The following is a 19,466-nucleotide window of genomic DNA, read 5'->3' on the forward strand; positions in this document are numbered from 1 at the left end:
TTATTAAATCAAACGTATTAGTTTGCATCATCAACTAGCTGTAATATAAACAAATATTTTTTCCGCAGTAATTCTGCACATCAATATTCATTCCGTATATATCGTACAGTACCCCGCTTTGTATTATCTGGCATGTGTCCCCTTGTTTTATTATCTTGCCGTCCTTCATGGCTACTACATAATCCGCATAGCAGGATACGAAATTTATATCATGGATAACAACCATAATAGTCTTTCCCAGTTCTCCGACCAGCCTTTTTAACACTTTCATTATTTTTACCGAGTGCTTCATATCAAGATTGTTAAGCGGCTCATCAAGAAAAATATATTCCGTATCCTGGGCTATTACCATGGCTATATAAGCCATCTGTCTTTGACCTCCGCTTAGCTCATCAAGGTATCTGTTCTGCAGCTCCTTAAGCCCCATATACTCCAGGGCCTTATCTATGTGCCTTATGTCTTCATCATTAAGCCGTCCTTTTGAATATGGGAAACGGCCAAAGGATACCAACTCCCGAACAGTCAGGCGGATATTCAGGAAATTGGACTGCTTTAATATAGACAACCGTTTGGACAGCTCGTTGCTCTTCCAGTCTTTCAGCTCTTTATCATCAATATATACTTCTCCGTCGTCTTTTTTTAAGGTTCTGCATATCATGGATATCAAGGTACTTTTGCCTGCACCGTTGCTGCCGATGAAGGCAATAATCTTTCCCTTGGGAATATCCAAATCTACACTGTCCACAACCTTTTTGTCACCATATATCTTTGTTATGTTTCTTACCGCTATCATCGCTTTCTCTCCTTTAACATAAGGTACAGGAAGTAGATACCTCCGATAAAATTAATAATTACACTCATTGTAGTTTCAAACTTGAATATCCTTTCGGTGACTAAAAGCCCACCGGTCAAAAACAGAATACCCAGAAACGTAGTTCCAAAGCTTAAGCTTCTGTGTGAATATGTGCCCAGCATATGCCTTGCCAGATTAACAATCAATATACCAAGGAAAGTTATCGGCCCGACCAGTGCAGTTGAAACTGAAACCAAGACTGCACAAATGATTAATGTCTTTAATATCAGCTTCTTATAATCAACACCCAGGCTGATTGCATTTTCCGGACCCAAAAGCAGTACGTCCAGATAGGGTAAGTCCTTTACGGATATGATGCAGACCAAAATTATGATAAGTATACTTATCCCTACTAAATTGGAGTTAATATTGTTAAAGCTTGCAAACATTCTTCCCTGCAATACCGCAAATTCATTCGGATCCAAAAGTACCTGCATAAAGGTAGCCATTCCGTTAAAAAGGCTTCCCATAATCATACCCGTAAGGATCAGAAAATACACATTTTTGCTGCTGCCACGAAAAAGCAGCAAAAATAAAATGCAGGCAGCAAATATCATTAATCCGACACAGATAATAAAGTGCTTATAGCCAATCATTTGCGACAGAGTTTGTGAACCGGCAACAAATATAATAAAAGTCTGAATAAACAGATACAGCGAATCCAAACCCATTACGCTTGGTGTTAAGATATGGTTGTTTGTTACCGTCTGAAAAATGAGGGAGGAATATCCGATACCATAACTGACTATAATAACCGCGAGAATCTTTGTTATTCTTCTGGGCATGAAAAAATGAAAGTTTTTAGGAGTAAGCCCCGGCAACAAAAATGCCGCAATCAGCATTATATCCAGAAGAAGCAGAAGGATTATGACTTTTTTGCTTTTTTTGTCTTTTAAGATGTACTCCACTTCTTCTTCCTCCTAAACAGTAAAGCTAAAAACATAATGCTGCCCACAATGCTGACTATAAGGCTGATGGAAATCTCATAGGGGAATATAATTACCCTTCCAATCATGTCACATATCAATAAAAACAGTGCCCCGAATAATGCAGTGACAGGCAGTGAATTTCTTAAGTTGTCTCCCATCATCATGGAAACAATATTGGGAATAATAATGCCGACAAAGGAAATGCTTCCTACCGTTACGACCACGGTGGATGTAATAACCGCAACTATAACCATACCCAAAAGAACAATCGCCTTATAATTTACTCCCAGGCTTTTTGAGAAACTTTCTCCCATACCTGCGATAGTAAGTTTATTGGCATAAATATAAGCTATAAACAAAAACGGTATCCCCAGATATAAAAGCTCATATCTGCCCTTAATTACCAGAGAAAAGTTTCCCTGCAGCCAGGACGACATATTCTGTATAATATCAAACCTGTAGGCAATAAAACTTGTTATGGCACTTATAACATTTCCCAGCATCATACCTACCAAAGGTACAATCATGGCATTTTTAAATTTCATAGTTTGCAGTATCTGCATAAAAATAAGAGTTCCAAACAACGAACATATAAAGGCAATCAGCATTTTAAACAGTTTCGCCTCTCCGCCGAAAAACATTATGGCTATCATTACTCCAAATCTGCTCCACTCCATTGTTCCTGCGGTCGAAGGGGAAACAAACTTGTTATCGGTAATAGTTTGCATGATAAGACCTGATATACTAAGACTGGCTCCGGTCACCAAAATACTTATAAGTCTTGGAAACCTGCTGATAATTGCCAGTTTGATGTCCTCACCGTTTCGGGTAAATAGGCCCAAAAGGCTAAAATCCTTTACTCCCAAGGTGAGGGAATAGACAGAAGCTGCAATCAGGATAATTAGCCAAAACAGCTTCCTATGTAGCAAATTAGAAATCTTAAGATTCATTATCACCTCCGGCTGATATGCATATCACTTTTAAGTCCTGCAATAATGTAACATAAATGAGAATGAATGTCAATATCAATAATATGTTATAATTTTAACAATTATATGTAAATTAACAGGCTGATACTTGTCCACTTACCGGAATCTAGTTTCTAGAATCATTCAATTCATTATAAATTTTAAATATTATACACTTTAGCCCAAATGACAAATCAGCTTGGCAGGCTAGTGATATTCCGTGTAGCTTTTTGCTTGTTTAAGAGTCAAAAAATATTAAACGTTATAGAGCAGCCAAAAAGTTATTAAGTGTAATTTGAATTGACACTGGAAAATAAGCAAAAAAATACCGCTTTATATGATGAATTTAATTCATCACAAAAAGCGGCATATTAATATGTATAATTAATTTTTGTAAGCCATTGGTCCGATTATTGTACCTGCTGCAGGCTGTTCATATAGAGTGCGTTAATATCCTCTTTGTATATATCCAGGCCGACCCTGTCTACCATGGCAGGCTGTACGCCCTGTCTTGTTATGCTGATACCTGCAGCATAAGTGGCAAAACATATAGAGTATATGATGTCATTTTCTTCGCTTAAGCATACGGCAAGGGCGCTTATAAATGCGTCAGCCGCACCGGTAGTGTCCACAGGGTGGAAATCGGCTGCCGGAAAATACATTGAATATTTTTCATTACGAAGATAGCAGCCTTTTTCGCCTAAGGTGACTATGACATTTTTAACACCTTTTTTTAGAAGGGCTTCGGCTTTTTCCTCAATTGATGTGTCGTCCGGAATAAGCTGCTTAAGTTCCTTCTCGTTAGGTATAAAATAATCAATGTTATTTAGCAGGCTGTCACTGATTTTTTCGACTGAAGAAGGTTTCAAAATAACCTCCACATTCTTTTTCTTGCATTTCTTAATGGCGTATGCGGCTGTTTGCTCTGATATCTCCAGATTGAGCAGGCAATATTTTGCGTCGTCCAAAAGATGCTCAAACTGTTTTATCTGGGCATTGTCCAACTTTTCGTTGGCTCCGGAATATATTACAATCGTACTTTTTCCGTCGGCGGCAACGTTAATATACGCCTTACCCGTTGGTATGGAATCGTCAAAAACAACCCCGTCCGTCTTTACACCGCTGTTTAGAAGGCTGTTATATATCTCTTTGCCGTCACTGTCATTTCCCAGGCGCCCTATCATATAAACCTGTCCGCCCAGTTTTCCGGCTCCTACTGCCTGGTTGGCGCCTTTTCCGCCGGGCAGCATAACAATACTACTTGACCTGATGGTTTCTCCGTCCGTTGGGATATTTGATACATTTATCATGCAGTCCATGTTCATGCTGCCGACTACGACCAGCTTCCCGCCCTGTTTATGGTTAATCGGCACATCAACGCTGTTTCTGATTATAACTTTTGCTTCAATCTTTTTCCTGCATTCATGTACAGGCTTCTTGCCTTCAATAATATGAATTAAACTTTCCACGGATGTTTTCCCGATTTCTGACGGAGATATACTGACTGCTGTCAATTTTGGCTTCATTTTATCGGCAAGTCTGCTGTCTCTGGCGCTAATTACTGACACCTTGCCGGGTATCATATCCCCCCGTTCCCTAAGCCTGCCATATAAAATATTTCCTATCTCCGCATCGGTACATAAAATTGCCGTAACGTCATTATTAAGGCACCTGTCAATTCCTATGTTTATTATATCTTCATCCGTACCCCTGAATATCCATTCTTTTCTCGGGGACAGAAAGCTTTCTTTAAAAGCCCGGTAATACCCTTCTTCGATTCCGGTATCCTTTTCCGTGAGCAATGCGCCGATTTTATAATGCCCTTTCTTAATCAGGCAGTTTGTTGCCAGATACCCTAGATCGCTCATTTCATAATAGATATCGGCGGTTTTTCTTTGCCGTGAAGGCACTTTATGGTCAAATATGCATACTGCCGGCACACCTGAGCCGTTAAAAATGTCCTCGTCCTGATAAACGGCAATAATACCGTCTACACCTTTGTTTTCCATGACTTTCATGTACTTTACGGCTTTATCCCTGCTGCCGTCCGTATTGCAGACCATTATACTGTAACCGTTGTCCGCCGCTGTTCTTTCAATGCCGTAAAGAATATCCTGGACTCCATAAGCATCCGCAGTTAAAATAACTCCGATAATGTTAGTCTTTGGAGAAACACTTTTTATTACTTTTGAATACGGGACATATTGGTACTCCTTGATTACTTCCAATACCCTTTTTCTGGTTTCGGCGCTTATATCCTGATCCTTGTTATGTAATATTTTCGATACCGTTGATGGTGAAACCCCGCATATTTTGGCTATATCTCTTATGTTCATTGCTTTTCACCCCCTTTTGTCATATCTAAAATTACAATACTTGCATATATTATCTATTTTTTATAAAAAAAATGCAATATTAATTAAAGCATCTTGTTATGCGGACTAATTTCCCCGACTGTAAAATTAAGCCGCATAAAAGATGCTTTATGCAAAGTCCTTAGACTTCCTTTCCGATTATTGTATTCACAAATAAATCCATAAACTCCTTGCCCTTTATGCTCTTGGCTATTACGGTATTTTTATGCTCCCGCATTTTATTCTTTATAATTTGCCTTCCGAAATATGCAACTGTCTGTCCGCGAGATATCTTACCTTCCAGTTCCACGTCAACAAATACCTCTTCTGTATACTCGCATAATTCGGGATAGGCAGCAAGCGCAAGAGTAATTACATCATCCATCGGGAAACCGCCCAGTTGGAAAAACTCACGCCACAAATCGATATATATCGGAAATTTGTCCGTTATAAAATCTATTACTTTTCCCTTGCCGCCATAAGTTAAATCCGCAAGATGGTCTCTTGTCAGCATTCCGTCGGCAAAGCGGTTATTTTCACATACATCCAAAGGAACAAGGGTAATTTTCATATCCGAATTCAATACTATTTTAGCCGCTTCCGGATCAGCCCAGATATTATACTCAGTAACCGGTGTAATATTTCCGTAAATGTTGAAGGCTCCCCCAAGGATATAAGCCCTCTTTACCTTACTTGCAATAGAAGGATCGTCAAGTAATGCCTGTGCAATATTTGTGAGCGGTCCTGTCGTAACCAGAGTGATTTCACCCGGCCGCTCATTAAAGGATTTTATAAGAAACTCCTTGGCGCTTATAGGTTCGGGCTTTCTTACAGGAGTCGGGGCTTTTTCATTGAATTTATCCAGCCTGTCGCCAAACTTCCATCTAAGCTCCTCGTCAAAATTTACGGGATCTCCTTCATCATCGGATTTTCTGGGAGAAAGCATTTTATCGGCACCTGCGTATACGGGTATATTTTTTCCGGTAAGCTCTACCGTATTAAGCGCTACATTAACTGCCTGTTCAATGCTTCCGCAGGCTCCGTTTACCGTCGTAACTCCAAGCAGATTGATTTTCGGATTTAACGCGCCAAATATAACCGCGAGTATATCATCACCCACGGAATCTATATCAAGAATAACATCAACCATAGTATTCACCTCTTTTTTATAGTCCGGAATTTACAGGCATAATGCCGGTAAAACTTCCGGGCTGATACATTATTATTTCGTACCGATTACTTTATCAGTAACTTTGTATACATAAGGCCTTACAAACTGTACCACCGGACCTGTAAGGAAAGCAGCAACCAATGTACCTATACCTACGGTACCACCAAGCAAATATCCTACTACTACAAATGTAACATCACCGACTATACGGACTATTCTGTAAGGGAATTTGGTTTTATCGCTAATTATTTCGGAAACCAAATCTATGGCTCCTACTCCAAGATCGGCTCTTATATATGTAGCAATACCTATTCCCATAATTACGCAACCTACAAGTATCATTATAATTCTTACTGCCAGGTTAAGTTCTCCTGTAATTACAGAGTCAAGTATAAATGACATCACGTCTGCGGTGTATCCTATGCCGAATATGGCAAGCAGAGTGGATATGTTAAGATAGGATTTATCCACGAAAAATACTATTACAAGTATAATAACATTGGTAAGAGCAGAAGCCGTACCATAGCTTATGTTAAATACATTTCCAAGCCCTAATTCAAGTACACTGGCGGGATCAACCCCCAACTGGCTGTATAAAAATATACCTACTCCGATACCGCAAATCATAAGTCCTACTATAGCAACAAAAATTCTTCTAAGTAAATGATCCTTTTTCACAGTATATCTCCTCTTACTTCTAATGTCTGTTCATGTAATTGCGAAACTCAAGCTTTGCTATAGAGTTTCGCAATGAATTAATTATGTTATTTAATTTAGAGCCTTCATAGCTTCAAAGAAGTACTCTACATATTTCTTCCTGTCTACATTGAATAAAACGTAGGTGTTCTTGTCCACCTTTTCTCCGAATATCTTTTCTTTATAGCCGATTGTATCTACCACTGTCATTCCTGTGGTAAGCTCACCGGTTACTTCTACATCAACATTGCATTGTACACCTGTAAATATTTCAGGATGGATTAATGCGGCGATAGCAGTCGGGTCATGCAGGGTGCATCCGGGGAAGCCTTCCACTTCATAATGGTATTTGCTGAAGAAGTCTATAAGCTCTGCGGCAAATACCGAAATTTCATTGCCCTGAGCCCTTAAAATTTCGTTTTCTTCTCTTGTGACGTAAGCCTTATGGGTAACATCAAGGCCCGACATGATAATTGGTAAGCCGGAATTGAATACTACCTTGGCAGCCTCCGGATCAGCCCATATGTTGTATTCGGCTGCCGGTGTCCAGTTGCCCATATAAGCTCCGCCGCCCATAATTGAAAGTCTTTCGATTTTTTCTTTAAGGTCAGGTCTTACTATAAGCAGGGTTGCTATATTAGTAAGCGGACCGATCGGTACCAGCGTAATCTTTTCATCGGATTCTTCTATGGTTTTTATCAGCAATTCCAATGCGCTAAGATTACTTGGCTCAAAACCGCACTCCGGCAGTATCGGCCCTTCAAGGCCTGAGCTTCCGTGAACAACCTCGCCGCCTACGGTAAGCTTTCTGATTAGGGGCTTATCGGCTCCTTTTGCGACCGGAATGTCGTATCTGCGGGCCTTTGTCAGTACCTTTATTGCATTTGTGGTCACCTTTTCAATAGTCTGGTTGCCCGCAACCGTTGTCACGGCTTTAAGCTCCAGCTTATCGGATGCCAATGCCCACAGTATAGCCATGGCATCGTCATGACCCGGATCACAATCTATTATTATAGGGATTTTCTTACTCATGATTACCTCCTTGTATTAAGTTGCGTCACCTGCACTTAATTTTTGGCAAGCTGTTCGCGTTTCTTCTTGTCGGATGAACTCTTTTTGACCGAATATATAATAAGTCCTAATATGGTCACTGCATAAGGAAGCATCTGTACCAGTTCCGGTGATATTGTTGTAATCTGGAGGGCATATGAGAGTGCTTCCGCTATGGCAAACAGCATGGCTGATAATGCGGCGCCTAACGGTGTAGAGTTTCCCATAGCATCTGCCGCCAGTGCGATAAAGCCGCGTCCCGCTGTCATGTTCTTTGAGAACCATGTAACATATCCCATGGACATGAAAGCACCTGCCATTCCACCCAAAACTCCCGAGATTCCAAGCGCTATATATCTTGTCTTTAAAAAGCTTACTCCGACGGACGAAAGTGCATTCGGTGCCTTGCCGGCTGATCTGATTCTAAGCCCTAACGGTGTTTTATACAGTAAAACATACACCACAAAAATCATTACCAGAGCCATATATGATACCACATTGTGGTTGGACAAAATCTCTCCTAAAACCGGAATATCCTTAATCAAAGGTATTTCCAGCGAAGGAAGCTTTCCTGAATTAAGGGCAATGGTAGTTCCCTTGTCTTTTACAACAGCATACATGAAATATACGGTACCGCCTACAGCCATAGTATTGAAGGCTATGCATGTCAAGGCACTGTCTGCCTTAAGGCTCATGGATACATAACCAATGGCAAGTGAACAAAGAACACCCGTAATTATGGATATCAAAAGTCCAAACCAGGGGCCAAAGCCATAAGCGCTGGCAAAAACACCTGTAAGGGCGGAAACCAGCATAACACCTTCAATACCGATATTGGTTATTCCGGCATTTGAGGTTATTACCGCACCCATTGATGCCAATATCAATGGTGTCGCCACACGAATAACTGAAAAGAAAAATCCTGTACTAAATATTGATTCAAATACCTGGCTCATTCTTTAGCACCTCCTGCCTCCAGCATATTTTTGGAAACCTTGGTCGTCATCCTGTGCCTGAATTTTGCCAGGAATGCGGTTGCAGCCACAAGAACAATAACCAGTCCCTCAATTATTGATACAATTTCCGCTGCAACATCGGATTGCTTGTACATATAGTCAGCCCCGATTCTTAAGTATGCTACAAAGAATGCGGCAACCGGAATAAAGGCCGGATTTTCTTTTGCTATAATATTCAGGATAACACCGTCAAAACCATAACCCGGAAGTGCCGACCACTGAAATCTGGTATACATTCCAAGCATTTCAACGCTTCCGCCTACGCCTGCAATAAAGCCACCGATAAGCTGGGAGCTCATAATAACACCTGAAACACCTATACCGGCACATTTTGCAAAATGAATATTGCTTCCGGTCATCCTCAGCTTATATCCCCATTTGGTTTTGTACATGAATATATAGGTCAATATTACAAATGCAATCATTATAAAGATTCCCGAATGCAGACGGGTTTTCGGAATAATGTTTGACAAGCCCACACCCGTCCTGAATTTATAAGAAGCCTTATATGCAGAATTCGGATCCCTTGCAACCTGGTTAAAAATATATGTGCCAAAATATAGCATAACATAGTTAAGCATCAGAGATACTACCATCTCACTGCAGTTCCATTTAATCTTAAGTGCTCCGGGAATTGCACATACCAGAGAGCCTACGATGCCTGCGGCAATAATCGCTATTATGAGGACAAGTTTTGCCTGACCAGGCATATATATTGCCAGTATTGCCGATATCAGTGCTCCCATGAAAAAGGCACCCTCTGCAGAAAGGTTAAACTGGTTGGCCTTAAACATAACATTTACTGCAAGGCCGGCAAAGGTTAACGGTATCATCATCTCCAGTACTGTACTAAACCTTCTGACTGAAGTTAAGGGTCCTATAAACAGGTTGCCGATTGCTGCAAACGGTGAATCTGTCGAAAAACTCATTATAATGAAGGAGATGGCAAATGCAATGAAAATCGCAATTAAAAATCTCAATACTTCAAACCATGTGTTAAAGCGGTTTACGCTCATTTTTGTTACTTTTCGCATAATATTGCATTCACCTCCTCTTCAGACTGGTTCTTAACTCCAAGCATGTAATAACCAAGCTCTTCTTCCGTAAGTGTACTTGTATCTTTGAAATATGCATTAATCCTGCCGTTATGCATTACAATAGCACTGTCGCTTAATTCCAGTACTTCGTTCAAATCTGCAGAAATAAGCAGTACTGCAGCACCTTTATCTCTGTATTCGACTATTTTTCTTCTTATAAGTTCGGATGCGCCCGCATCAATTCCTCTGGTAGGCTGTTCGGCGATGATAATCTGGGCTTCCTCAGTCAATTCCCTTGCTGCAACAACCTTCTGTATATTACCGCCCGAAAGTACCTGGACCTGATTGTTTATTGAGCTGCATTTAACTTTAAAATCTTTTACCAATTCTTCAGACTGCTTTTTCATCTTTTTTCTGTCCAGGAAAATTTTTAATTTTAAATACTTTTCTATTTTATCGGTAAATAAATTGTCCATAATACTTAACTTTGCAGCACAGCCGTTTCTCATTCTGTCTTCCGGAATGTATGTCACCTTGTTGCCTCGCATTGTAGCGGGAGTAAAGGTTTTGATTTCCTTCCCCAGTATTTTTATCGTACCGTTAATGGGTACCTTCATGCCGGTTAAAACTTCCGCAAGCTCTGCCTGACCGTTGCCTTCAACACCGGCTACACTTAAGATCTCGCCCCTTCTTAGCTTTAAACTGACTCCGTCAAGCATTTTCTTTCCTATGCCGTTTACGTATACAAGGTTATTGGCCTCAAGGCATACTTCTCCGCGCTTTGCCGGTTTTTTGTCTACATGCAGAACTATTTCTCTTCCTACCATCTTGTTGGAGATCTCTTGTGGGTTGGTATCCTTTACATAGCATGTTTCCACTGTTGTACCATGCCTCATAATTGTTACCCTGTCGCATATCTCCATTATCTCATTCAGCTTATGGGAGATGAATATAATGGTATGGCCCTGTTTCTTAAGGGTTTTTAGCTCGGCAAAAAGTTCTCTGGTTTCCTGTGGCGTGAGTACTGCTGTAGGCTCGTCCAGAATAAGAACCTTTGCTCCTCTAACCAGTGCTTTTAAAATTTCAGTTTTTTGCTTTACGCCTACGCTTACGTCCTCAATTTTATCGGTAACATTAATTTTGAAATTGTATTTCTTTGCATATTCCTCAGCCTGCTTTATCATTTTGGCCTTATCGATGAACAGGCCACGTTTTTTCGGTTCGTTACCAAGGGCAATGTTTTCTGCAATTGTCAGGGAATCCACCAGCATAAAATGCTGATGTACCATACCGATACCAAGGCCTATAGCTTTCTTCGAATTCTCTATCTTTACCTCTTCACCATTGAGGATGATTCTGCCCTCCTCAGGTGTTTCTATACCAAAAAGTATCTTCATCAGGGTGGATTTTCCTGCGCCGTTTTCACCAATAAGCGCATGTATCTCGCCCTCATAAACTTCAAAATTTACATTACGGTTGGCTACTATGCCGTTAGGATATACTTTTAATATGTTTTCAACTTTTAATATTACTTTCTCCTTCATACGATACCCTATGTCCTTTACTAAATTTTGAGGATGCCCTTTATAATATGAGGACATCCTCAATATTAACCTATTTCTTTTACGGAGCTACACTGTTTCTTAAGCTATCAAGTTCTTCGGTTGTCATACCGATAGCTGTGCTAACCTTAAGTTCTCCACTGACAACTTTTGCTTCTAAGTCCTCAATCTGCTTTCTTTCTTCTTCAGTCAGAGTGCTGTTATAAACGTCGTTCTTTGCAAGGCCCACTCCGCCTTCAGCTATACCAAGGCTTTCGGTCTGACCCATCTTAAGCTCTCCCTTTAAATCCAGTTCGATTGCTCTGAAAATTGCATCTCCTACGTTCTTCATCATAGATGTAGCAATCTTTAGTGCTGTCTGCATATCGCCGTTTGCAGCATAACCCAAAGATTGGTCGGAGTCAACGCCGATGACATATCTGTCAGCCTCTACAGCAGCTTCAATAGTACCAAGTCCGGTAGGTCCTGCAGCCGGGAATATTACTTCTACACCCTGGTCACTTAATACGATACCATGTTCTTTACCCTTTGCAGGATCATAATAATCACCGGGATATGTAGCAATAACTTTGATATCAGGATTAATGGCAAGTGCGCCTTCAATATAACCTACAAGGAAATCATTTATAGGAGGAATATCCATACCGCCTACAAAACCGATCTTGCCTGTCTCTTTTGCAAGTATGGCAGCAACTGCGCCGGCAAGGAAGGATCCTTCGTTCTGCTTAAAGGTTGCGCAGTAAACATTGCTGAAATCTCCTGCTGAATAGTCTACAGTGTTATCAAGAAGCAGGAATTTCTTTTCAGGATACTGCGGAGCTATGTTCATAATAGGCTCAACCATGGAAGGTGATACTGCAATAACATAATCTACATCTTCCTCTGCAGCATCTGCAAGGGCAGGTTCCCATTTTGACTCATCATCGCCTGTTTCAATTACCTGAATGTCAAGTCCCAGTTCGCTCTTCACCCTTTGCATACCTGCATTGGCTGAATCAAAGAAACCAAGATCACCAAGGTTACCGTTTACAATAAGAATAGCTTTCTTTTTGTCGCCGGTTTGATTGTCATTTGTCTGTGTTTCGGTTGTTGTTTTGGTATCGCTACCGGTATTCTGTTGGTTACTATTGTTGTTGGATTCGGTTTTCTTTGTACCGCATGCTACAAGTGCTAGCATCATAACCCCAACAAGTAATACTGCTAAAAACTTTTTCATTAACATTACCTCTCTTTCTTTCCCTACAAGATTAGTTGTCTTTTACTTTTATTCAAATGAAGTTTTTGAAATTTTATAAATCCAGTCTTCTAAAACTTCATCTGTTTCATTTCTGTCCGGAATGGATGCCTGTGCACCGTTTCTTGTAACCGCAATCGACGAGGCAGCATTGGCAAACATCACTGCCTTATTATGGTCCATCCCTTCCGAAAGTGCCACCAGAAAAGCACCGTTAAAGCAATCACCTGCTGCAGTAGTATCAATCGGCGTAACCTTTCTGGCCGGGAAAATTTCAGCACCTTTCTCGCTGACCAGCAAAGCTCCCTTTTCCCCCATAGTGACCAATACATTTTTTACTCCTTTATCAACCAACTTCCTAGCCACCTGAGTATATTTTTCAATAGTATTTCCCGATCCGCCGCCAAGCTTCAATAGCTCTGTGCCATTCGGTGTTATGTAATCCAGCTTCTGAAATATGTCTTCAGGAAATTCATCCGGTGCAGGTGCCGGATTTAATATAACGGTTTTACTCAGTTCCTTTGCCCTGTTTATCGCATAGTAAATTGCTTCTTTGGGTATTTCCATCTGAAGTATCAAATAATCACATTCCTGAAATGCTTTATCACATGCTTTTAAATATTCCACATCACATTCAAGGTTTGCACCGGGTATCACGACGATACTGTTATTACCTTGACTGTCCACATAGATACATGCCAACCCTGTGTTTTTAGAACCCGTCTTTATATCTGAAACATCTACTCCGCAGCGGGAAAGATTTTTTTTGAGGAGCTCACCGAATTCGTCATTTCCGACACAACCAAGCATTTTCACATTGCCTCCCAGTCTTGCCGCAGCACAAGCTTGGTTTGCTCCCTTTCCTCCCGGATTATAGGTTAGTGATGATCCAAGTACAGTTTCTCCCACCGCAGGCATTTGTACCATGTCAATAACCATATCCATATTCAAGCTTCCAACTACTAAAATCTTCTGTTTCAATGTCATTCTCCCTTTTACGAAAATACTTTCCTAAACATATTTCTTTATATAAAATATAACTCTGTTTATTATTTCTGTCAATAACGTTTATAATGTTTATTATATATCCACAATATTTTAAGACCTATTTTGTATATTATAAACAAACTATTATCCATAAATTGTATTTTTTATTGTGCTTGTTGCATTTTTCCCATATAATTGGAATCTGTATCCATTTTACTCAAGTCAGTTTAAAGAATACCGATATAATAAAAATACTTGGTAATTTAGGGAGTTTATACATCGGTTTTAGATTAATGCAATATACTACTCGTAATAACAGTTAAAAAAATACTCTAGACCGTACTGTTTATAGCTTTTGCATTGATTAAAAAATACGGTCCAGAGCATATGAAGTTTTCCCAATTTCAAGGCTAATAATGTGAATTTATTTAACTGATGCAAGTACAAATACAGGTAATATTTTACATTATCTTCTTGACGCTGCTGTGAAATTTTTTTAATATAACATTTATCAAAGGTTGCAACTCCTCAAATATCAAATAACTCTATAATATATATTCTTTATGGGAGTAAGTTTATATGATTAATAAAAACCATAAGTTATTCTCATTAATGATTATGTTTATTTTCTCTGCAATTATTATAAGCATATTATTTATATCTTTTTTATCTTCTAAAATTTACAGAAAAAATGTATATAGTAATTTATTTAAGAAATCCAATAAAGCAGAAGCAGTACCTGTAAGCTGGAGCAAAAACGATCCTGTTTTGGCACCCGATTTTTCAAATTTATATTTTGCATCCGATAAATTTGTTATTTTTAGAGTCAATACCGGATTGTTTGTGTATAATATTGATACGGAAAGCATTTATAGAACACTGGATCTGCAATATATAGATTGTCATTATATTGAAGGAGATAATTACTGTGAGACTCTTGTATCAGAAGACGGCAGTTATGTATTTTTACATCCGTTATCAAGTGATATGATGTATGTATATGCCGTGGAAGAAAATATACTATTTTTACAAACTTTTTCGGCTGATATAATGAATGACATAAAAATTTTTAACCACTTTATTAATCCTGTTGATTGTGAATTAATACCGGACGGAGTTATCGGCGGAAGAATTGTCGAAATTGCCGACTCAAAAACGAATGAAAAAAAGCGGGCTTATCTCTTAATAAAATCACCTTACAGATTAAGTGATGTAAAATTTATTTTAGGAGAAAAGGAAATATCCTTATTTAATAACTGAAACAATATGACAAACTCTGTTTTTAGTATGAACTGCATCCAAAATGTTAGGCATAATAACATTTTGGATGTATATTTGTTTTCATAGAAAATACTCTTATAACGTAGAAATAAGACAGTATTAGATGCTATAAGAACATAATATTTTAGAATGGAGAGAAAAATTTATTGTTGTACAAATTTATTATTAAGTAAAAAAGCTGAGCTGACTATCTTTTAATGTTTTTACCTGTCTTTCTGTTATAAGATCCTTATCTGTTATTTCCCCGCATAATATAGGTGAATGGATATCATACAACTTAGAATTTTTTATTACCATATCCTCATTAAAATTTGCATAGCAATATTTACAGCCATTTTTGCATGTATTATAAGTGCCTATATCTATGCTTTCAATGCATCCGCACTCAGGTCGCTGATTCTTGTCCTTCCCGCAATTGATTTTGCATCCTATAATATTCTCAATAGTTTCTTTATCAATGCAGCTTCCGTGCTTAATACCAAACTGCAAAAGATCAAATTTTTCGGCACAGGATTGGATAACTAAATTATATTCTTTGGCTATTTTAGAAAGCCGTCCGGCAATATCAAAAATAATGTCCGGATTTATTTCTTCAATTGACAAACCGTTTGTATTTCTTTTGGTCTTGGCGTATAAGTCAATAAAACTTATTACAACCTTATTCGTATATGGATAAAGCCTTTCCGCAATTTGCCCGAAAGCTTTTTCATGATATTCCACGGTATACTTGTCATTTACTAATATAGGGTCATATCTCCATATAACTCTTTCTTTTCCTATTCTTTTTGAAAGCTCTATAAAGACCGGTATCATTACATCCTTTTTATGAGGTACGTTAGGTTCAATATCTTTACCGTAACCGGTTAAGGTAAACTGAAAATAATATTTATATTTATCAAGATCGTTTAACCTGGACATCATAGGCAGAGGATTTTTTGTCCAGAAAACAATGCAGTCAATAACCTCCGGAGACAGTGAGATTTTATATAACTGATGCATGTTGAAAGGATTGCGTACCAGTATATATCCTTCTTTTATACGTTCAAAAAACCAGTCAGAATAATAATTTGGTATATCCGTACGTCTGCTTACACTTAAAATCATATTATTACCTCTATGAAATAAAGTATTTTTCACAAATATTCTGTTTAACTATTATACAGATAAAGCTGTTAACTAAATTTGCTAAGTATTTATATATTTATACTATCACAAAATACTAAATAACAAAAGAAAAATCTCTAAACCCTATTCTATTAAGGTTTAGAGATTTCATATTCAAGGCGACAACCAGATTCGAACTGGTGATCAGGATTTTGCAGACCCTTGCCTTACCACTTGGCTATGTCGCCATAATTATGTTTTCTTATGGTTATTTTATTATAGCAATTGTCCATTTATACGTCAATAGCTAACAAATATAAAATATAACTTATTATGTTATATCTTTTAAACCTTGTCTTTTTCATGTCATTGGCAATTCCACACATTCAGTTCTCCGTATATGCTTTATTTTTACATATGATTATGTTATATTGTATAAAACAAACATCCATTATTATACTTCGTATAAAAAGGGTCGACAGGTTATGCATAAATTATCTGCTAAAAAAATAATCCTAAGAACATTTATTATACTTATGATATTTGTGGCACTTGCGGCTGCAGGAGTTTTCAGTATAAATGCCTATATAAAATCATCAGCAAAAAAGAGAATTATATCCTTTGATCAAGCCTCAAACCTTGAAGGAATAGATTGCATCCTGATACTGGGTGCAGGTGTATGGGGAGACAGGCCTACCCTTATGCTTCAGGACCGTCTTGATTTCGGTATTGAGTTATATAAAAAGGGTGTATCAGACCGTTTACTTATGAGCGGAGATCACGGCAGAAAAGATTACGATGAAGTAAATGTAATGAAATCGTATGCTATAAATGAAGGCGTATTATCATCCCATATTTTCATGGATCATGCAGGTTTTTCAACTTATGAAAGCCTTTACCGGGCAAGAGATATTTTTCAGGCTAAAAAGATAATTATCGTAACACAAGAATATCACCTGTACAGAGCCTTATATGTAGCAGACAAGCTGGGTCTTGAAGCATATGGAGTCGCCTCAGATCCCCGCCAGTATGTGGGACAGCGGGCACGGGATGTCAGAGAAATTCTTGCCAGAGTAAAAGATTTCTTTTATGTAATTGTAAAACCTAAGCCAACTTATCTTGGAGACAGCATCCCGGTAAGCGGTAACGGAGACGTAACAAACGATTAATGGTGTCAGGCACTGTTAACAAATTGTGAACAAAGATAGTAGTTTTGTTAACACTTTATTTACAGTACCTGACACCAAAAAAAAGCAGATGTATCACATATAGTGATACATCTGCTTTTTTAAGGCGACAACCAGATTCGAACTGGTGATCAGGATTTTGCAGACCCTTGCCTTACCACTTGGCTATGTCGCCGATTATAATTATTCTTAATATAACAATAACTCCCCGAGTAGGGCTCGAACCTACAACCCCGCGGTTAACAGCCGCGTGCTCTACCATTGAGCTATCGAGGAATATTAATAACTACACATAGAGTGTTTTCAAAAATTCTCATCAGATACTTTTTGAAAACTTCCATACGTCTAAACATCCAAACCTTACTTAGGTCAAGCCCTCGACCTATTAGTAACAGTCAGCTTAGTGCGTTACCACACTTACACCTCTGTCCTATCTACCTCGTAGTCTTCAAGGGGTCTTACTAGCTTAACGCTATGGGATATCTTATCTTGAGGGAGGCTTCACGCTTAGATGCCTTCAGCGTTTATCCCTTCCGAACTTGGCTACTCGGCGGTGCACTTGGCAGTACAACCGATACACCAGCGGTTCGTCCAACCCGGTCCTCTCGTACTAAGGTCAGATCCTCTCAAATATCCTGCGCCCGCGCCGGATAGGGACCGAACTGTCTCACGACGTTCTGAACCCAGCTCGCGTACCGCTTTAATGGGCGAACAGCCCAACCCTTGGGACCTGCTACAGCCCCAGGATGCGATGAGCCGACATCGAGGTGCCAAACCACTCCGTCGATGTGAACTCTTGGGAGTGATCAGCCTGTTATCCCCAGGGTAGCTTTTATCCGTTGAGCGATGGCAATCCCACTTTATACCACCGGATCACTAAGTCCTACTTTCGTACCTGCTCCACCCGTCGGTGTCGCAGTCAAGCTCCCTTATGCCTTTGCACTCTTCGAATGGTTTCCAACCATTCTGAGGGAACCTTTGAGCGCCTCCGATACCCTTTCGGAGGCGACCGCCCCAGTCAAACTCCCCGCCTGACATTGTCCACCGGCCGGATCACGGCCGCGTGTTAGAAACCCAGTAACACAAGGGTGGTATCCCAACGGCGGCTCCACGGCAACCGGAGTTGCCGCTTCATAGCCTCCCACCTATCCTGTGCATGTGCTACCGAGTCCCAGTATCAGACTAGAGTAAAGCTCCATGGGGTCTTTCCGTCCTGGCGCGGGTAACCAGCATCTTCACTGGTATTTCAATTTCACCGGGTGCATTGTCGAGACAGTGCCCAAATCATTACGCCTTTCGTGCGGGTCGGAACTTACCCGACAAGGAATTTCGCTACCTTAGGACCGTTATAGTTACGGCCGCCGTTTACTGGGGCTTAAGTTCAAAGCTTCGCCTTTCGGCTAACCTCTCCCCTTAACCTTCCAGCACCGGGCAGGCGTCAGCCCATATACTTCACCTTTCGGTTTCGCATAGACCTGTGTTTTTGCTAAACAGTTGCTTGGGCCATTTCTCTGCGGCCTGATCTCTCAGGCGCCCCTTCTCCCGAAGTTACGGGGCCATTTTGCCGAGTTCCTTAACAATGCTTCACCCGTCGGCCTTAGGATTCTCTCCTCATCCACCTGTGTCGGTTTACGGTACGGGCTCATACAGAACAATAGCGGCTTTTCTCGACGGCATGGGTTCGGAAGCTTCGCTACTTCTATCTTCGCTCCGCATCACACTTCAGCATCACCTTAGGGATTTGCCTCTATGGCTCGCCTTTGTGCTTGCACCGGTCTTTCCTTTCCCGGCTCTTCCTACCCTTCCGTGTCCCCACAGTTCTGTCTGTATGAGGTACAGGAATTTCAACCTGTTATCCATCGACTACGCCTCTCGGCCTCGCCTTAGGTCCCGACTTACCCAGGGCAGATCAGCTTTACCCTGGAAACCTTGGATATTCGGCCTAGAAGATTCTCACTTCTATCTCGCTACTCATTCCGGCATTCTCTCTTCTTAAATCTCCACTGCTCCTTCCGGTACAGCTTCGCCGATTTAAGA

Annotated in this window: 15 protein-coding genes, 3 tRNA genes and 1 rRNA gene (1 of these 19 only partly in view); 2 read left to right on the top strand and 17 right to left on the bottom strand. The window is 39.9% G+C overall.

What is annotated here, in order from left to right; translation table 11 throughout:
* Positions 1–34: 34 nt before the first annotated feature.
* From HHT355_RS10940 to rbsK, 12 genes are all read right to left on the bottom strand, one after another.
* The gene (locus HHT355_RS10940; RefSeq protein ID WP_103203489.1) at positions 35–793 is read right to left on the bottom strand and encodes an iron ABC transporter ATP-binding protein; all 759 of its coding nucleotides are present in this window, start codon (positions 791–793) and stop codon (positions 35–37) included.
* The gene (locus HHT355_RS10945) at positions 790–1,761 is read right to left on the bottom strand and encodes an iron chelate uptake ABC transporter family permease subunit (RefSeq protein ID WP_242967659.1); all 972 of its coding nucleotides are present in this window, start codon (positions 1,759–1,761) and stop codon (positions 790–792) included. Before HHT355_RS10945 ends, HHT355_RS10940 begins: the two co-directional genes overlap by 4 nt.
* On the bottom strand, positions 1,746–2,732 hold the full coding sequence (locus HHT355_RS10950; protein ID WP_103203490.1) for an ABC transporter permease: 987 nt from the start codon (positions 2,730–2,732) through the stop codon (positions 1,746–1,748). The genes HHT355_RS10945 and HHT355_RS10950 overlap by 16 nt, the downstream gene beginning before the upstream one ends.
* 428 nt (positions 2,733–3,160) lie before the next feature.
* A complete protein-coding gene (locus HHT355_RS10955) occupies positions 3,161–5,086 on the bottom strand; it encodes a PfkB family carbohydrate kinase (RefSeq protein ID WP_103203491.1) in 1,926 nt (641 codons plus the stop codon).
* A gap of 160 nt (positions 5,087–5,246) precedes the next feature.
* Entirely contained in the window at positions 5,247–6,254 is a 1,008-nt protein-coding gene (locus HHT355_RS10960) for a nucleoside hydrolase (RefSeq protein WP_103203492.1), read from the bottom strand.
* A 72-nt stretch (positions 6,255–6,326) separates the two neighbouring features.
* Positions 6,327–6,953, bottom strand: coding sequence for a YczE/YyaS/YitT family protein (locus HHT355_RS10965; RefSeq protein WP_242967660.1), 627 nt, complete (start codon positions 6,951–6,953; stop codon positions 6,327–6,329).
* 90 nt (positions 6,954–7,043) lie between these two features.
* Positions 7,044–8,003: a nucleoside hydrolase gene (locus tag HHT355_RS10970; protein ID WP_103203493.1), complete on the bottom strand. Its 960-nt coding sequence runs from the start codon at positions 8,001–8,003 to the stop codon at positions 7,044–7,046.
* 35 nt (positions 8,004–8,038) lie between these two features.
* Positions 8,039–8,977, bottom strand: a complete 939-nt coding sequence (locus HHT355_RS10975) for an ABC transporter permease (protein WP_103203494.1) — start codon at positions 8,975–8,977, stop codon at positions 8,039–8,041.
* Entirely contained in the window at positions 8,974–10,071 is a 1,098-nt protein-coding gene (locus HHT355_RS10980) for an ABC transporter permease (RefSeq protein WP_103203495.1), read from the bottom strand. The genes HHT355_RS10975 and HHT355_RS10980 overlap by 4 nt, the downstream gene beginning before the upstream one ends.
* Positions 10,059–11,618 carry an ABC transporter ATP-binding protein gene (locus tag HHT355_RS10985; RefSeq protein ID WP_103203496.1) on the bottom strand — a complete coding sequence of 520 codons (1,560 nt, stop codon included), beginning with the start codon at positions 11,616–11,618 and terminating at the stop codon, positions 10,059–10,061. The genes HHT355_RS10980 and HHT355_RS10985 overlap by 13 nt, the downstream gene beginning before the upstream one ends.
* 79 nt (positions 11,619–11,697) lie before the next feature.
* The gene (locus HHT355_RS10990) at positions 11,698–12,852 is read right to left on the bottom strand and encodes a BMP family ABC transporter substrate-binding protein (protein WP_103203497.1); all 1,155 of its coding nucleotides are present in this window, start codon (positions 12,850–12,852) and stop codon (positions 11,698–11,700) included.
* A 48-nt stretch (positions 12,853–12,900) separates the two neighbouring features.
* Positions 12,901–13,857 (bottom strand): ribokinase, encoded by a 957-nt coding sequence (gene rbsK, locus HHT355_RS10995; protein WP_334293594.1) that lies wholly within the window; start codon positions 13,855–13,857, stop codon positions 12,901–12,903.
* A 579-nt stretch (positions 13,858–14,436) separates the two neighbouring features.
* Here rbsK and HHT355_RS11000 point away from each other — a divergent pair.
* Positions 14,437–15,117, top strand: a complete 681-nt coding sequence (locus HHT355_RS11000) for a hypothetical protein (RefSeq protein WP_103203499.1) — start codon at positions 14,437–14,439, stop codon at positions 15,115–15,117.
* A 186-nt stretch (positions 15,118–15,303) separates the two neighbouring features.
* Here HHT355_RS11000 and HHT355_RS11005 read toward each other — a convergent pair whose 3' ends face one another.
* Positions 15,304–16,242, bottom strand: a complete 939-nt coding sequence (locus HHT355_RS11005; protein ID WP_103203500.1) for a DUF1848 domain-containing protein — start codon at positions 16,240–16,242, stop codon at positions 15,304–15,306.
* A 177-nt stretch (positions 16,243–16,419) separates the two neighbouring features.
* Positions 16,420–16,490 (bottom strand) — tRNA-Cys (locus tag HHT355_RS11010).
* 237 nt (positions 16,491–16,727) lie between these two features.
* On the opposite strand from HHT355_RS11010, the gene HHT355_RS11015 reads away from it, so the two are divergent.
* Complete coding sequence (locus tag HHT355_RS11015; protein WP_103203501.1) at positions 16,728–17,411, top strand: SanA/YdcF family protein; 684 nt, start codon at positions 16,728–16,730, stop codon at positions 17,409–17,411.
* 122 nt (positions 17,412–17,533) lie between these two features.
* Here HHT355_RS11015 and HHT355_RS11020 read toward each other — a convergent pair.
* From HHT355_RS11020 to HHT355_RS11030, 3 genes are all read right to left on the bottom strand, one after another.
* Positions 17,534–17,604: transfer RNA gene (locus HHT355_RS11020), tRNA-Cys, on the bottom strand.
* A gap of 29 nt (positions 17,605–17,633) precedes the next feature.
* Positions 17,634–17,705, bottom strand: a tRNA-Asn gene (locus HHT355_RS11025).
* Positions 17,706–17,794: 89 nt separating this feature from the next.
* A 23S ribosomal RNA gene (locus HHT355_RS11030) occupies positions 17,795–19,466 on the bottom strand; it runs 1,235 nt beyond the window's last position.

The sequence above is a fragment of the Herbinix hemicellulosilytica genome (genome assembly GCF_002904165.1).
GTDB classification, from domain to species: domain Bacteria; phylum Bacillota; class Clostridia; order Lachnospirales; family Lachnospiraceae; genus Mobilitalea; species Mobilitalea hemicellulosilytica.

Excerpts from the sequence above, each read along its gene's own strand:
- HHT355_RS10940 (WP_103203489.1), bottom strand. The coding sequence starts at position 793 with ATGATAGCGGTAAGAAACATAACAAAGATATATGGTGACAAAAAGGTT.
- HHT355_RS10950 (WP_103203490.1), bottom strand. The coding sequence starts at position 2,732 with ATGAATCTTAAGATTTCTAATTTGCTACATAGGAAGCTGTTTTGGCTA.
- HHT355_RS10955 (WP_103203491.1), bottom strand. The coding sequence starts at position 5,086 with ATGAACATAAGAGATATAGCCAAAATATGCGGGGTTTCACCATCAACG.
- HHT355_RS10960 (WP_103203492.1), bottom strand. The coding sequence starts at position 6,254 with ATGGTTGATGTTATTCTTGATATAGATTCCGTGGGTGATGATATACTC.
- HHT355_RS10970 (WP_103203493.1), bottom strand. The coding sequence starts at position 8,003 with ATGAGTAAGAAAATCCCTATAATAATAGATTGTGATCCGGGTCATGAC.
- HHT355_RS10975 (WP_103203494.1), bottom strand. The coding sequence starts at position 8,977 with ATGAGCCAGGTATTTGAATCAATATTTAGTACAGGATTTTTCTTTTCA.
- HHT355_RS10980 (WP_103203495.1), bottom strand. The coding sequence starts at position 10,071 with ATGCGAAAAGTAACAAAAATGAGCGTAAACCGCTTTAACACATGGTTT.
- HHT355_RS10985 (WP_103203496.1), bottom strand. The coding sequence starts at position 11,618 with ATGAAGGAGAAAGTAATATTAAAAGTTGAAAACATATTAAAAGTATAT.
- HHT355_RS10990 (WP_103203497.1), bottom strand. The coding sequence starts at position 12,852 with ATGAAAAAGTTTTTAGCAGTATTACTTGTTGGGGTTATGATGCTAGCA.
- rbsK (WP_334293594.1), bottom strand. The coding sequence starts at position 13,857 with ATGACATTGAAACAGAAGATTTTAGTAGTTGGAAGCTTGAATATGGAT.
- HHT355_RS11000 (WP_103203499.1), top strand. The coding sequence starts at position 14,437 with ATGATTAATAAAAACCATAAGTTATTCTCATTAATGATTATGTTTATT.
- HHT355_RS11005 (WP_103203500.1), bottom strand. The coding sequence starts at position 16,242 with ATGATTTTAAGTGTAAGCAGACGTACGGATATACCAAATTATTATTCT.
- HHT355_RS11015 (WP_103203501.1), top strand. The coding sequence starts at position 16,728 with ATGCATAAATTATCTGCTAAAAAAATAATCCTAAGAACATTTATTATA.